The sequence below is a fragment of the Pseudomonas sp. HC1(2025) genome (assembly GCF_058742075.1).
The window spans coordinates 4459889-4473795 of the sequence record NZ_CP196017.1; the positions used below are offsets into that span (position 1 = coordinate 4459889).

At 59.4% G+C, this 13907-nt stretch carries 10 protein-coding genes; 4 read left to right on the forward strand and 6 right to left on the reverse strand.

Annotation, left to right across the window (positions count from 1 at the left end):
• Position 1: 1 nt before the first annotated feature.
• Entirely contained in the window at positions 2–427 is a 426-nt protein-coding gene (locus ACSSVH_RS19955; protein WP_492633635.1) for an HIT domain-containing protein, read from the reverse strand.
• Positions 428–1154: 727 nt separating this feature from the next.
• On the opposite strand from ACSSVH_RS19955, the gene ACSSVH_RS19960 reads away from it, so the two are divergent.
• Positions 1155–2450: an OprD family porin gene (locus tag ACSSVH_RS19960; protein ID WP_169954661.1), complete on the forward strand. Its 1296-nt coding sequence runs from the start codon at positions 1155–1157 to the stop codon at positions 2448–2450.
• Positions 2451–2626: 176 nt separating this feature from the next.
• Here the strand turns inward: ACSSVH_RS19960 and ACSSVH_RS19965 are convergent, their stop codons facing one another.
• Both ACSSVH_RS19965 and ACSSVH_RS19970 read right to left on the reverse strand, forming a co-directional pair.
• A complete protein-coding gene (locus tag ACSSVH_RS19965) occupies positions 2627–3469 on the reverse strand; it encodes a mechanosensitive ion channel family protein (RefSeq protein ID WP_170041896.1) in 843 nt (280 codons plus the stop codon).
• Positions 3470–3596: 127 nt separating this feature from the next.
• Complete coding sequence (locus tag ACSSVH_RS19970) at positions 3597–4082, reverse strand: YajQ family cyclic di-GMP-binding protein (protein ID WP_007933288.1); 486 nt, start codon at positions 4080–4082, stop codon at positions 3597–3599.
• A gap of 137 nt (positions 4083–4219) precedes the next feature.
• On the opposite strand from ACSSVH_RS19970, the gene ACSSVH_RS19975 reads away from it, so the two are divergent.
• The 3 genes from ACSSVH_RS19975 to ACSSVH_RS19985 are packed head-to-tail and all read left to right on the forward strand — an operon-like array spanning position 4220 to position 7801.
• Positions 4220–5137, forward strand: a complete 918-nt coding sequence (locus ACSSVH_RS19975) for a putative 2-dehydropantoate 2-reductase (protein ID WP_492633636.1) — start codon at positions 4220–4222, stop codon at positions 5135–5137.
• A gap of 46 nt (positions 5138–5183) precedes the next feature.
• Positions 5184–7220: a sensor histidine kinase gene (locus tag ACSSVH_RS19980; protein ID WP_170057090.1), complete on the forward strand. Its 2037-nt coding sequence runs from the start codon at positions 5184–5186 to the stop codon at positions 7218–7220.
• Positions 7221–7222: 2 nt separating this feature from the next.
• Positions 7223–7801, forward strand: coding sequence for a cob(I)yrinic acid a,c-diamide adenosyltransferase (locus ACSSVH_RS19985; RefSeq protein WP_169954658.1), 579 nt, complete (start codon positions 7223–7225; stop codon positions 7799–7801).
• Between the two features lie 741 nt (positions 7802–8542).
• On the opposite strand, the gene ACSSVH_RS19990 is transcribed toward ACSSVH_RS19985, so the two are convergent.
• The 3 genes from ACSSVH_RS19990 to secA all read right to left on the reverse strand — a co-directional run bounded on the left by ACSSVH_RS19990 (position 8543) and on the right by secA (position 13619).
• Entirely contained in the window at positions 8543–9487 is a 945-nt protein-coding gene (locus ACSSVH_RS19990; protein WP_170041893.1) for a Nudix family hydrolase, read from the reverse strand.
• 58 nt (positions 9488–9545) lie between these two features.
• Positions 9546–10763, reverse strand: coding sequence for a bifunctional glutamate N-acetyltransferase/amino-acid acetyltransferase ArgJ (argJ, locus tag ACSSVH_RS19995; protein WP_169954656.1), 1218 nt, complete (start codon positions 10761–10763; stop codon positions 9546–9548).
• A gap of 120 nt (positions 10764–10883) precedes the next feature.
• On the reverse strand, positions 10884–13619 hold the full coding sequence (gene secA, locus ACSSVH_RS20000) for a preprotein translocase subunit SecA (protein WP_169954655.1): 2736 nt from the start codon (positions 13617–13619) through the stop codon (positions 10884–10886).
• Positions 13620–13907: the final 288 nt, after the last annotated feature.

The following is a 13907-nucleotide window of genomic DNA, read 5'->3' on the forward strand; positions in this document are numbered from 1 at the left end:
TTCAGTCCTGGGCAAAAGTGAATTCGGGCGGCAACAGCTCGCGCAGGCGCGTACGAATCAGCGCGACCTGAGCGTCGGTATAAGGCACCGCCGGGTGCTTGCCCCAGACGGGGGCAGGCCAAGCCGCATCGTCGCGTTTGCGCACAATCACGTGCACATGCAGCTGGTTGACCACGTTACCCAGGGCGCCAATGTTCATTTTATCGGCGCCAAACCCGTCATTGAGCAACCGCGCCAACGTCGTGGTTTCTTGCCACAGGCGGGACTGGTCGTCCGCGTCGAGCTGGAACACTTCGCTGATACCGGCAATGCGCGGCACCAGGATAAGCCAGAGGTAGTTAGAGTCATTGGACAGCAGCAGCCGGCACAGGGGGAATTCCCCGATGGGCAAGGTGTCGTTTTGCAGACGTGGATCCAAGGCGAACACCGCAGGCACTCCGTTCGGCTAGTCAGTTTCAGGCGCCCAGCATACCTGCGAATGGCGGCTGCTTCACGGGGCAATCCGCGCGCGCGCCATGGGCAATCTCACGACCGGGCACCGACGCACCAAAATGAGTCTTTTATGCCCCGCATCGGGCAGGGCCTATCCGCCGATTACTCACCGTGCAGGGTGAACCGGTAACATTTCTGACAGAAACACATTTTTATCCGTTCGAAATCCCGCACAGCCGAGGCCCTGAATTCCAAAAAAAACCACGCAAAAGCCCCGTGCCCAGGCGGTTTTCACAGACCCAGCACATTTTTCACGAAAAAATGACATCTGCCCGACGGTTTGAGCACGCTTGTTGCATTCACTCCCCTATCGTCGACAACGGCACCTGCCAGGAAGGCAGTGCTTCACGATAAAAACAACAGTGAGTCAATACAAAAACAGGAAGTTTTAAACTTTGAACAGGGTACTTTGCACCTCTGTCCAGGGTATTAAAAACAGTATTGAAGTTGTCAGTCTGGTTACAAGCAGACTGTAGATTTGCGACATGGATCTAGCAATTTACGACAGCCTCGTAAAGAAGCTGAAAGGACAGATGTGCAAGTATCGCCAATTATTGCCAGCGTGCTATAAGTTTGCGCTGTCACAAAAAAGAAAGAGCCGCCCAGACAAAAATATAGGTGGGACGGCAGTACTCTTCCTAAAACCAAAGGAGCAAATCACGATGCGCGTGATGAAGTGGAGCATGATCGCCCTCGCTGTTTCAGCAGGCACCTCACAGTTCGCAATGGCGTCCGCCCAAGACGATGCCAAGGGCTTTGTCGAAGACAGTACCTTCAGCATCAATACCCGCACCCTGTACTTCAGCCGAGATAACCGCAACAACAAGTCGGGCACAAGCTACACCCGGGAAACCGGCCTGGGCTTCAACGGTTTGTACCAGTCGGGCTTCACCCAGGGCACCATCGGTGTGGGTGTTGACGTTATCGGCCTGCTCGGCGTGAAACTGGACAGCGGCAGAGGCCGTAATGGCACTGGCTTGTTCCCGGAAGGTTCGGATGGCCGCTCAGAGGATGAATACTCCAAGGGCGGCGGCGCCATCAAGTTCCGCCTCTCCAATACCGTGCTGAAAGTCGGCGACCAGTACACCACCGCACCGGTATTCGCATCCGACGACAGTCGCTTGCTGCCAGAGCTGCCACAAGGTATCTCGATCGTCAGTAACGAGATCAAGGACCTCAAGCTGGAAGCCGGTCACTTCACTTCCAGCGTTGCCCAGGCGCAGACCTTCAAGGACAGTATCCTCGACTTCCCTGAAACTTCCCGAGGCATCAAGCAAGCCAATTTCGTAGGCGGCACCTACGGTTGGACGCCTGAGTTCACCACCAGCCTCTACTACTCGAAAGTCGAAGACTACTGGCGCAAATACTACGCCAACGTCAACTGGACCCACGCCCTGAGCGATGACCAGTCGGTGGCCGTAGACTTCAACATCTACGACACCAAGAGCGACGGTGCCGGCCTGCAACGCGCCTACAAAGACGACGTTACCAAACTCGACAACCGCGCATTCAGCTTGCAGGGTGCCTACACCATCGGTGCACACACCTTCACCCTGGCGGCACAGAAGGTTACCGGTGACGGCGACTACGGCTACGGCATCGACGGCGGCGGCACAGTGTTCCTGGCCAACTCCATTGCACGTTCCGACTTCAACGCCGAAGGCGAGAAATCCTTCAAGGCCCGTTACGACCTCGACATGGCCACCTTCGGTGTACCTGGCCTGAGCTTCCTGGCTGCGTACGTCACCGGTAGCGGCGCCAACACCGCCCTGACCTCGAACGGTAAAGAATGGGAACGCGATCTTGAAGCCAAGTACGTGATCCAGAGCGGCCCGGCCAAAGACCTGAGCCTGCGTATTCGCCAAGCGACTTATCGTTCGTCTGATGGCGTTTACTACGGTTCTTCGTCCATCGATGAACTGCGTCTGATTGCGCAATACCCGTTGAACATCTTGTAATCAAAGATGCCCGAGGGCTTCGGCCCTTAATGAAAAAGCCGCTCACTTTTAACCAGTGAGCGGCTTTTTTATTGCACTTTTATTTCTGCGACCTTGATAACTAGCAAGCTAACTATCAAGTTTATTATCGAGACAAAACCTGACTCTTCAGCCAAGTTAAATCCCTGCACCCGTTCTTATTTGGCAGGCGCTTCTTGCATCACGCGAATAACGCGCTGCGGGAACGGGATATCAATTCCGGCCGCTTTCAAACGGTCCCGCGCCAGTTCATTGAACATGAACATCACGTCCCAATAATCCGCAGTCTTGGTCCATACACGCAGGGAAACAGTGATCGAACTGTCACCCAGGGTCGAAACCACTGCGACAGGCTCGGGATCCGCCAGAACCCGTGGATCCTTGGCCAATTCCAGCAGCACTTGACGGGCTTTCTGCAAATCGGCTTCGTAATCGACCCCCACGTCAAACACCACCTTGCGAGTTGGCTGGCGATTGGTGTTGGTGATGATGCCGTTGGACAAGATGCCGTTAGGCACAATGACCGTCTTGTTATCGCCGGTACGGATCACCGTATGGAAGATCTGGATGCTATCGACGGTACCCGCCGTGCCCTGGGCTTCGATCCAGTCACCGATACGGAACGGGCGGAACAGCAGAATCAGCACGCCACCGGCAAAGTTGGCCAGGCTACCTTGCAACGCCAGGCCAATGGCCAGGGTCGCGGCACCGATCGCGGCGACAAACGAGGTGGTTTCGACTCCGATCATCGAGGCTACGCTGACGATCAGCATCACCTTGAGCACGATGTTCGCAAGGCTGGTCACAAAGCCCTGCAACGCCAGGTCCGCATTGCGCAGGGCCAGCAGGCGCCCTACCTTGTGGGTCAGCTTGTTGATCAGCCACCAGCCAATGGCCAGGGTCAATACCGCCAGCAATACGCGGCTGCCGTATTCCATGATCATCGGGACCCAGGCTTGGGAAGCCTTGATCAATTGATCCACTTCAGCGTTCAAATCCATCTAGATTCTCCTGTCTAGCACCGCAAATAAAGGTCGCCACAGCAATTGAGCCCCGAAGGGCTCAATCGTTTCTGCAGGTTCTGGGGCGTGGGACGTCGAAAAGCCCCGCGGGTTCCCCAAAACCGGATCAGTCGCGGAAGTTATTGAACTGCAGCGGCATATCGAAGGTCTTGGCGCGCAGGGCGGCAATTGCCTCCTGCAAGTCGTCGCGCTTCTTGCCAGTGATACGCACCTGCTCGCCCTGGATTGCGGCCTGGACCTTGAGCTTGGCATCCTTGACGTGAGCGACGATCTTCTTCGCCAGCTCCTTGTCGATACCTTCCTTGAGCACGGCCTCCTGCTTCATCAACTTGCCCGACGCATAGGCATCCTTGACTTCAAGGCATTGCACGTCGATTTTGCGCTTGACCAGGGCCAGCTTGAGGATCTCGATCATCGCTTCGAGCTGGAAATCGGCTTCAGCGGTCAGGTTGACCGTCAGTTCCTTTTCCTTGAACTCGAAGCTGCCCTTGCCTTTCAAGTCATAACGACGGTCCAGCTCCTTGACGGCGTTCTCGACGGCGTTGGTGACTTCGTGCTTGTCCAGTTCAGATACCACGTCGAACGACGGCATGTAGTTTCTCCAATAAAAAAGGGGCGCGGCTCAGTAGAGATGGAGCACGCCTGGCTTGCGGGTAAAATGCCGGGGCATTATAACGACTCTTTACCCTGAGCTGCTTGGCTCACCCAGCGGCTTACGGAGCAAAATTGATGTCCACCACCTGGCATGTCCTCGGCGCAGGCAGTCTCGGCACATTATGGGCCACACGCCTGGCCCGCGCAGGCCTGCCCGTTACGCTGATCCTGCGAGACCAGACGCGCCTGGCCCGCTACCGGGCAGCGCCGGGGCTGATCCTGGTCGAGCAAGGGCATGCCCAGACTTATCCGGTGACGGCACAAACATCCGACAGCCCCGAGCCGATTGATCGCCTACTGGTCGCGTGTAAAGCCTACGACGCACCTGGCGCCGTCGCTCAGTTGGCCCAACGCCTGACACCCAACGCCGAGGTGATCCTGCTGCAGAACGGCCTAGGCAGCCAGGACGCGGTTGCCGCGCAACTGCCCCAGGCGCGTTGCATCTTCGCTTCCAGCACCGAGGGTGCGTTTCGCCAGAACGATGGCAGCGTAGTGTTCGCCGGCCATGGCTTTACCTGGCTGGGTGACGCCACCCATCCCACGGCGCCGCTGTGGCTGGACGACTTGCAAGCCGCCGGCATTCCCCACCAGTGGAGCACCGATATCCTCACGCGCCTGTGGCGAAAACTGGCACTCAACTGTGCGATCAATCCTCTGACCGTGCTCTATCAATGCCGCAATGGCGGACTACAGGCGCATCAATGCGAAGTAGCGACCTTGTGCGCCGAACTCGCCGAGCTGCTGGAGTGCTGCGGCCAGCCGGCGGCAGCCCAGGATTTGCAAACCGAAGTGGAGCGGGTGATCCAGGCGACGGCGGCGAACTTCTCGTCGATGTACCAGGATGTGGCCAACGGGCGGCGCACCGAGATCAGCTATCTGCTCGGCCATGCCTGCCAGGCGGCCTTGCGCCATCGCCTGAGCTTGCCACACCTGCAACAACTGCAGGTGCGCCTGGCCGGTTACCTGGACGCACGCGGATTGCCCCGCGACTGAGGCACGCGCTACCCTGCCGACTTGATCCTTGCCTGCGAACAACCTGATGCCACTGCGCCAGCGTCTCGAAAATCTCCCCGTTGGGCAGAAACTGCTGGCGGCCCTGCTGGTACTGCTGACCACCGTGCTGCTGGTGGCCAACCTGACCTTTATCAGCGCCGCCTACTGGATCTCCCAGGAAAGCATGGCCCCGCAAGCCTTGCAGGCTATTGGCCGGCTGGTCTCCAACCCGGCCCTCGCCGCGCAAGCCCTGGATTCTCCCGCCAAGGCCGACGCCCTGCTCAACGAGCTGACCAGCTATTCGCCACTGCGGGCGGCGGCCCTGTATGACGGTGAAGGCAGTCGCCTGGCGCAGCTGCAACACGGCGACCGCTTGCAACTGCCGGCACACTACCGCGACATTGAAGCCTGGCGGGTCACCGAATTTCGCAGCAATCAAATCATCACCCTGCCCCGCCCCGGCTTGCCCTCGGGGCATTTGCTGCTGGTGGCCAGTAGCGAACTGCCGGTCGCCTTCTACACCGGAACCCTGACCGCCAGCCTCGGCATCCTGATTTTCAGCATCCTGCTGTGGCTGGTGATCGCCCGACAGATCAAGCGCCTGATTACCCGTCCCATCCATGAGCTGGAAGAATTGTCGCGCCAGGTCACCCGCGAGGAGAACTACGCCCTGCGGGCCGGGCGCGGCAACCATGACGAAATCGGCAGCCTGGCCGAAGCGTTCAATACCATGCTGTCACGCATCGAAGCCCGCGAGCAGCAGCTCAAGCGTGCGCGGGACGACTCCCAGGCCGCCTATGACCAGGCCCAGGGCCTGGCCGAGGAAACACGGCATACCAACCGCAAGCTGGAGCTGGAAGTCCAGGTGCGCAGCAAAATCGAGAAAAAACTCACCGGTTTCCAGAATTATCTGAACAGCATCATCGACTCCATGCCATCTGCCTTGATCGCCCTGGACGAGCAGCTCTATGTCACCCAATGGAACCAGGAAGCCAGTGCCCTGTCCGGCACACGCCTGGGCGAAGCCCTGAACCAGCCGATCTTCCTTGCCTTCGAGCCGCTCAAGCCCTACCTGCCGCAGCTCAAGGCCGCGGTGGAACAGCACACGGTGGAGCGCATCGAGCGTGTCACCTGGGTCAAGGACGACGAGCCCAAGCACTATGCCCTGACCTTTTACCCGCTGATGGGCGGCGCCGGGCGCGGGGTGGTGATCCGCATCGATGACATCACCCAGCGTCTGTCCCTGGAAGAGATGATGGTGCAGTCGGAAAAAATGCTGTCGGTCGGCGGGCTGGCAGCGGGCATGGCCCACGAGATCAACAACCCCCTGGGGGCGATCCTGCATAACGTGCAAAACATCCGGCGGCGGCTGTCGGCGGACCTCCCGAAAAACCAGGAGCACGCCGAACAGGTGGGCGTGGAACTGGAGACGGTCAACCGCTACCTGCAAAGCCGCGAAGTACCGCAACTGCTCGACGGCATCCAGCAAGCCGGGGCCCGTGCGGCAAAAATCGTCACCCATATGCTCAGTTTCAGCCGCCGCAGCAATCGCCAGATGGCACCTTGCGACCTGCCAGCGTTGATCGACCAAGCGGTAGAAATTGCCGGTAACGACTTCGACCTGGCCATCGGCTTCGACTTCAAGGGCCAGGCAATCATCCGCCAGTTCGATCCTTTGCTGGGCCCGGTGCCTGGCACCGCCAACGAGCTGGAGCAGGTGCTGCTCAACCTGCTGAAAAACGCCGCCCAGGCCATCCACCTGCGCGAAGACGACAGCGAGCCGGGGCGCATCATCCTGCGCACCCGGCTCAACCCACCATGGGCCGAGATCCAGGTAGAGGACAATGGCATCGGCATGAGTGAGAACGTGCGCAAGCGCACCTTCGAGCCCTTCTTCACCACCAAGGAAATCGGCCAGGGCACAGGGCTGGGCCTGTCGGTCTCGTACTTCATCATCACCAACAATCACAAGGGCCAGATGGAGGTTCACTCCACCCTGGGCCAGGGCACCTGTTTCACCTTGCGCCTGCCGTTGGCCGGCAGCCAGCTTGCCCCCCACGAACTGACTCAACTGGAGCACTGACCATGGGCTTTCGCCTGTCGAAAATTTACACCCGTACCGGCGACAAAGGCGAAACCGGCCTGGGTGACGGCCGCCGCGTGCCCAAGGATCACCCCCGGGTGGAGGCGATCGGAGAGGTGGACAGCCTCAACAGCCAATTGGGCCTGCTGCTGGCCGGGCTTGAGGAGCAAAGCGGCCAGCATCCGGCGTTGAAGGATGTGATCGAGGTACTGACACCCTGCCAGCATCGACTGTTTGACCTGGGTGGCGAATTGGCGATGCCGGTCTATAAGGCGCTCAATGCGGGCGAGGTGGACCGGCTGGAAGCGGCGATTGATCGCTGGAATGAAGAAGTGGGGCCGTTGGAAAACTTCATCCTGCCCGGTGGTTCGGCGCTGATTGCCCAGGCCCATGTGTGCCGTAGCCTGGCCCGCAGCGCCGAGCGGCGCTGCCAGCAATTGAATGCACTGGAGCCGTTGGAGGGGGTAGGTTTGGCGTACATCAACCGGCTATCGGATTTGCTGTTTGTGGCAGCAAGGGTGATTGCCAGGCGGCAAGGGGTTGCAGAGGTTTTGTGGCAGGCGGCGGCTAAGCCGCACTGAGGTTATTGCTGGATTTTGTATTGCTTGAGCGGGCCTCATCGCGGGCAAGCCCGCTCCCACATTTTGATTTGTGAATACATTCAAATGTGGGAGATTTTGTGGCAGGCGGCTAGGCCGCACTGAGGTTAATGCTGGATTTTGTATTGCTTGAGCGGGCCTCATCGCGGGCAAGCCCGCTCCCACATTTTGATTTGTGAATACATTCAAATGTGGGAGATTTTGTGGCAGGCGGCTAGGCCGCACTGAGGTTAATGCTGGATTTTGTATTGCTTGAGCGGGCCTCATCGCGGGCAAGCCCGCTCCCACATTTTGATTTGTGAATACACTCCAATGTGGGGGATTTTGTGGCAAGCGGCTAGGCCGCACCGAGGTTAATGCTGGATTTTGTATTGCTTGAGCGGGCCTCATCGCGGGCAAGCCCGCTCCCACATTTTGATTTGTGAATACATTCCAATGTGGGAGATTTTGTGGCAAGCGGCTAGGCCGCACCGAGGTTAATGCTGGATTTTGTATTGCTTGAGCGGGCCTCATCGCGGGCAAGCCCGCTCCCACATTTTGATTTGTGAATACATTTCAATGTGGGAGATTTTGTGGCAGGCGGCTAGGCCGCGCTGAGATTCTGCGGGGTTTTGTATTGTTTGACGGGGCCTCATCGCGGGCAAGCCCGCTCCCACATTTTGATTTTTGAATACACTCCAATGTGGGAGCTGGCTTGCCTGCGATAGGGCCAGCACTGACGACTCACACCTCAGGCCAGAACGCCCGAATCCCCGCAACACCCTGCGCCCCGCTCTCCCAGGCCTTCTCCCGCTCGTCAGGCCCGACCCCACCCAACAGAAACACGGGCTTGCTGAAGCCTTTGATCAACTGCGCCGCCTGCTCCCAACCCAACGGCTGTGCATCAGGGTGAGTCTGGGTCGGCTGCACCGGTGACAGAGTGACGAAGTCCACGTCCATCAATTCGGCCAATGCCAGTTCTTCGGCATTGTGGCAAGACGCCGCCAACCAGCGGTCCTTGGGCAACGGCCGGCCTTTGCTGGCGTATTTGCGCAGTTGCGCCGAAGTCATGTGCCATCCCGCCGCAGGGAAGTCGCCGAGCCATTCGAAAGGCCCCTTGAGCATCAACTGCGCCTTGCCGGCACACAATCCCACTGCATCCACCGCCAGGTCGCGGTACTTGGGGTCGTAGCCATTGGGCGCGCGCAACTGAATCAGCTTGGTGCCACCGGCAATGGCTTTCTGGATACCGCGCAACAGCACCGGGGTTTCCAGTTCGCCTGGGGTGATCAGGTAGTCGGCGGGCAGGCGGGCAGCAGCGACGATTGGTGCGTTGGCCGCTGGAAACTCGTAGCTCTGCAAGTCCCGTGGCGCCACCCATTCAAGAGGCTGCCCTTCTGCGCCATGGGGCTCGCCGGTAAACGCCGAAACCTCCCAGACATCCAGCAGCACCTGCTTGTCCGGGTAATCATGCTGAACCTGGATCAACGGCCGTGCGGTAGTGACCTGGATACCCAGTTCCTCCTGCAGCTCTCGGCCCAGTGCGGCAAAAACCGATTCATCGGCCTCCACCTTGCCTCCTGGAAACTCCCATAGGCCGCCCTGGTGCTGGGTGTCTGCACGACGCGCGAGCAAAATCCGGCCATCGGTACCGCGAATGACTGCGGCTGCTACATGAACTCGTTTCACGGTATTACGTCCTCTAAGCCGGCGCCTGCCGGGGCATTGCCAATGCCCCGAACAGGTATCAGGTGCGGTATTCGGCGTTGATCTTCACGTACTCGTGGGACAGGTCGGTGGTCCAGATCGTTTCGCTGCACTCACCGCGCCCCAGTTCGATACGGATGGTGATTTCTTCCTGTTGCATCACCGCCGAGCCCTGGGCTTCGGTGTAGGTTTGGGCACGGGCGCCACGGCTGGCGATGCACACATCGCCGAGGAACACGTCGATCTTGCTCACATCCAGGTTCGGCACGCCGGCACGGCCAACCGCGGCGAGGATCCGGCCCCAGTTCGGGTCGGACGCAAACAGCGCGGTCTTGATCAGCGGCGAGTGGGCCACGGTGTAGCCGACGTCCAGGCATTCCTGGTGATTGCCGCCGCCGTTGACTTCAACGGTGACGAACTTGGTCGCGCCCTCGCCGTCACGCACGATGGCCTGAGCCACTTCCATGCACACCTCAAATACTGCCTGCTTCAACGCCGCGAACAGCGGGCCGTTGGACGAGGTGATTTGCGGCAGGTTGGCTTTGCCGGTGGCAATCAACATGCAGCAATCGTTGGTCGAGGTATCGCCGTCGATGGTGATGCGGTTGAACGACTTGTTCGCACCATCGAGCATCAGGTTTTGCAGCACGTCCCGGGAGACGTTGGCGTCGGTGGCGATGTAGCCGAGCATGGTCGCCATGTTCGGGCGGATCATGCCCGCGCCTTTGCTGATGCCGGTCACGGTGACGGTCACGCCTTCATGCACGAACTGGCGGCTGGCGCCCTTGGGCAAGGTGTCGGTGGTCATGATCCCGGTGGCCGCGGCCGCCCAGTTATCCACGGACAGGTCGTCCAGCGCGGCTTGCAGTGCGCCTTCGATTTTTTCCACGGGCAACGGCTCGCCGATCACCCCGGTGGAGTACGGCAGTACCTGGCTGGCGTCCACGCCGGTCAACTCCGCCAGCTTGGCGCAGGTGCGCGCAGCCGCGGCCAAGCCAGGCTCGCCGGTGCCGGCGTTGGCATTGCCGGTGTTGGTCAACAGGTAGCGCACCGGGCCTTCGACACGTTGCTTGGCGAGGATCACGGGCGCCGCGCAAAACGCGTTCAGGGTGAACACGCCGGCGATGGTCGAACCTTCGGCACAGCGCATCACTACCACGTCCTTGCGCCCGGGGCGCTTGATACCGGCCGAAGCGATACCGAGTTCAAAACCGGCAACCGGGTGCAACGTGGGCAAAGGACCAAGACCAACAGCCATGAATGCGCTCCTTAACGATGTGATGTCTGCACCGTCGTCGTCGACGGTGATTAAATGGCAAAACGCCGCGACGGCTGATGCCGGTCGCGGCGCGGGGTATTGCAGCTTCAGGCAAAAATCTTAATTGATTTCGCCGTGGCAGTGTTTGAACTTCTTGCCCGAACCGCACCAGCACGGCTCGTTGCGGCCCAGCTTCTGCTCATTGCGTACCGGCGCCTGTGCCAGGGCCACATCGACCTCTTCGCCCAACACTTGCGGCGACTCAAGGCCTGGTGCTTCGTCATGCTGGAACTGCATGCGCGCGGCAAGGGCTTCGGCTTCCTGACGCAGACGGGCTTCTTCCTCGATCGGGTCTTCGCGACGCACCTGAACATGGGACAGCACACGAATCGAATCGCGCTTGATCGAATCCAGCAACTCGGAGAACAGCGTGAACGACTCGCGCTTGTACTCCTGCTTCGGGTTCTTCTGGGCGTAGCCACGCAGGTGGATGCCGTGACGCAGGTGGTCCATGGTCGACAAGTGGTCTTTCCACAGGTCGTCCAGCACACGCAGAACGATTTGCTTCTCGAAGGTGCGCAGTGCTTCGGCGCTGGCTTGCTCTTCTTTCTCGTTGTACGCGGCCAGCAGTTCGGCCATCAGTTTTTCGCGCAGGGTTTCTTCGTACAGGTGGTCGTCTTCGTCGAGCCATTGCTGGACCGGCAGATCGACACCGAAGTCGCTCTTCAACGCCGCTTCCAGGCCGGCAACATCCCACTGTTCAGGCAGGGACTGTGGCGGGATATGGGCGCTGACGGTGGCGTTGAGCACGTCCTGACGGAAGTCGGCGATGGTTTCGCCAATGTTGTCGGCGGCCAGCAACGTGTTACGCATGTGATAAATCACTTTACGCTGTTCGTTGTTGACGTCATCGAACTCCAGCAGTTGCTTACGAATGTCGAAGTTGCGGCCTTCGACCTTGCGCTGGGCCTTTTCGATGGCGTTGGTCACCATGCGGTGCTCGATCGCTTCACCGGACTGCATGCCGAGGGCCTTCATGAAGTTCTTCACCCGATCCGAGGCGAAGATACGCATCAGGCTGTCTTCCAGGGACAGATAGAAGCGGCTGGAACCGGCGTCGCCCTGGCGACCGGCACGGCCACGCAGCTGGTTGTCGATACGGCGCGACTCATGGCGCTCGGACGCGATCACCTGCAAACCACCGGATTCCAGTACTGCCTGGTGGCGTTTCTGCCAGTCGGCCTTGATCTGGGCGATCTGCTCAGGGGTCGGGTTGTCCAGGGAAGCCACTTCCACTTCCCAGTTGCCGCCCAACAAGATGTCGGTACCACGACCGGCCATGTTGGTAGCGATGGTCAGCGCGCCAGGGCGACCGGCCTGGGCAATGATCTCGGCTTCTTTTTCGTGGAACTTGGCGTTGAGGACCTTGTGCTCGATACCTTCCTTGTTGAGCAGGTTCGACATGTGCTCGGAGGTTTCGATGGTCGCAGTACCCACCAGGACCGGACGGCCTTGGGTCATGCACTCCTTGATGTCGGCGACGATGGCTGCGTATTTCTCGTCAGCGGTCAGGAACACCAGGTCGTTGTAGTCTTTACGCGCCAGCGGTTTGTTCGGCGGGATGACCATCACCGACAGACCGTAGATCTGGTGGAATTCGAACGCTTCGGTATCAGCGGTACCGGTCATGCCGGACAGCTTGTTGTACAGGCGGAAGTAGTTCTGGAAGGTGGTCGAGGCCAATGTCTGGCTCTCGGCCTGGATATTGAGCACTTCTTTGGCTTCGATGGCCTGGTGCAGGCCTTCGGACAAACGACGACCGGGCATGGTACGGCCGGTGTGTTCGTCGACCAGTACCACCTGGCCGTCCTGGACGATGTATTCAACGTTGCGGTGGAACAGCTTGTGGGCGCGCAGGCCGGCATACACGTGGGTCAGCAGGCCCAGGTTGTGTGCCGAGTACAGGCTTTCGCCTTCCGCCAGCAGGCCGATCTGGGTCAGCATCTCTTCGACGAACTGGTGACCGGCTTCGTTGAGCTCGACCTGGCGGGTCTTCTCGTCGATGGAGTAATGACCTTCTTTGGTCACCACGCCTTCCACTTCCTCGATATGTTGCTCAAGGCGCGGGATCAGCTTGTTGATCTCGGTGTACAGGCGCGAGCTGTCCTCGGCCTGGCCGGAGATGATCAGCGGGGTACGGGCTTCGTCGATGAGGATGGAGTCGACTTCGTCGATCACGGCAAAGTTGAGTTCGCGCTGGAATTTTTCTTCCATGCTGAACGCCATGTTGTCGCGCAGGTAGTCGAAACCGAATTCGTTGTTGGTGCCGTAGGTGATGTCGGCGGCGTAGGCGGCGCGCTTCTCTTCCGGCGGTTGGAACGGCGTTACCACGCCGACGGTCAGGCCGAGGAATTCATACAGCGGGCGCATCCAGTTGGCGTCCCGGCGGGCCAGGTAGTCGTTCACCGTCACAACGTGCACGCCCTTGCCGGACAGTGCGTTGAGGTAAACACCCAGGGTTGCTACCAGGGTCTTGCCTTCACCGGTACGCATTTCGGCGATCATACCTTCATGCAGGGTCATGCCGCCGATCAACTGGACGTCGAAGTGGCGCATGCCCATCACCCGCTTACCGGCTTCGCGGGCGACCGCAAAGGCTTCGGGCAGCAGTTTGTCGAGGGTTTCACCTTTGGCTATGCGGGCCTTGAACTCTTCGGTCTTGGCGCGCAATTGCTCGTCCGACAAAGCAACCATCTGCTCTTCGAAGGCATTGACCAGCTGCACCGTCTTGAGCATGCGTTTGACTTCGCGCTCATTCTTGCTTCCAAAAAGTTTCTTTAACAAAGGCGCAAACATATCGGCAGGTTCTTCCACACATTAGGGATGAAGGGGCGCCCCGTAAGTCGCCCGAGCAGCCCTCACGGCCGCATGCGAACGAGCATTCTACCCGGAAACGAGGGTGAGGAAAGTGGCGTTGTTCCACGATGCAGACACAGCGTTACGGGAGGGCTTGTTTAAAATAAGGGCTTTTTGCTGAACTTCAACCCATTCGAGCGAGAAGTTACTTATTGATTTAATGGATAAACTGCTGACAAAGCAATGACCAAGGTGCCGCACACGCTTTCTGCTACCATGGCCGCTCTG

What these genes read in the sequence shown, in the direction of transcription:
- ACSSVH_RS19960 (WP_169954661.1), top strand. Translation starts at nt 1,155, where the DNA reads ATGCGCGTGATGAAGTGGAGCATGATCGCCCTCGCTGTTTCAGCAGGC.
- ACSSVH_RS19965 (WP_170041896.1), bottom strand. Translation starts at nt 3,469, where the DNA reads ATGGATTTGAACGCTGAAGTGGATCAATTGATCAAGGCTTCCCAAGCC.
- ACSSVH_RS19970 (WP_007933288.1), bottom strand. Translation starts at nt 4,082, where the DNA reads ATGCCGTCGTTCGACGTGGTATCTGAACTGGACAAGCACGAAGTCACC.
- ACSSVH_RS19975 (WP_492633636.1), top strand. Translation starts at nt 4,220, where the DNA reads ATGTCCACCACCTGGCATGTCCTCGGCGCAGGCAGTCTCGGCACATTA.
- ACSSVH_RS19980 (WP_170057090.1), top strand. Translation starts at nt 5,184, where the DNA reads ATGCCACTGCGCCAGCGTCTCGAAAATCTCCCCGTTGGGCAGAAACTG.
- ACSSVH_RS19985 (WP_169954658.1), top strand. Translation starts at nt 7,223, where the DNA reads ATGGGCTTTCGCCTGTCGAAAATTTACACCCGTACCGGCGACAAAGGC.
- argJ (WP_169954656.1), bottom strand. Translation starts at nt 10,763, where the DNA reads ATGGCTGTTGGTCTTGGTCCTTTGCCCACGTTGCACCCGGTTGCCGGT.
- secA (WP_169954655.1), bottom strand. Translation starts at nt 13,619, where the DNA reads ATGTTTGCGCCTTTGTTAAAGAAACTTTTTGGAAGCAAGAATGAGCGC.